Source organism: Succinivibrio faecicola, assembly GCF_019448115.1.
In the GTDB taxonomy this organism is placed as follows: Bacteria; Pseudomonadota; Gammaproteobacteria; order Enterobacterales; family Succinivibrionaceae; genus Succinivibrio; species Succinivibrio faecicola.
The window spans coordinates 1-523 of the sequence record NZ_JAGFNY010000107.1 but is presented as its reverse complement, the minus strand read 5'-3'; the positions used below and the strand labels follow the sequence as shown (position 1 = coordinate 523).

1 protein-coding gene is annotated in these 523 nt (G+C 31.9%); it reads left to right on the top strand.

Going from position 1 to position 523, the window contains the following annotated elements; translation table 11 throughout:
• Nucleotides 1-170 precede the first annotated feature (170 nt).
• The coding region (locus J5V48_RS10125; protein WP_219938485.1) for a transposase family protein at nt 171-523 on the top strand (353 nt) is incomplete at its 3' end.

The following is a 523-nucleotide window of genomic DNA, read 5'->3' as shown; positions in this document are numbered from 1 at the left end:
GATTATGCAAAAGAGCTTTTACGTGAACTTAAAGTTGATATCAATACACCTAAGCCTTCTGTTATTTATCCAAAAGAGCTTTCAGATGTTTTATCTAAATACAGCCTCAAATAGCGAACATCATTGATTTATGAAATTGGCTAAAGATTACAATTAAAGTAGGATTTTTTATGAACAATGCAACTGTTATACAAGACAATATGAAGATCATTTCCGTTGTACTTGCACCTCTGAAAAATAAGATCCGTTCTAATAAGAAGTTTGTTGATACCCTCTTACATATATTAGATGGCGTTACAGACTTTAGAAAGTCTGGCATGATTAAATACGATCTAGATAAGCTTTTATGTATTTGTCTTTTGATATCGATGAGAGGTAAGTTCACTTCTTTCTATCATGCTTCAATGTTTATTAAAATTCGTGCTGACTACTTCAGACAGCTAGGGCTCATTGAAGGTAATAATATCCCGTCTCATGATACTTTAAGACGTGTTTTTCTTAATATTGATGCAAATGAACTTAG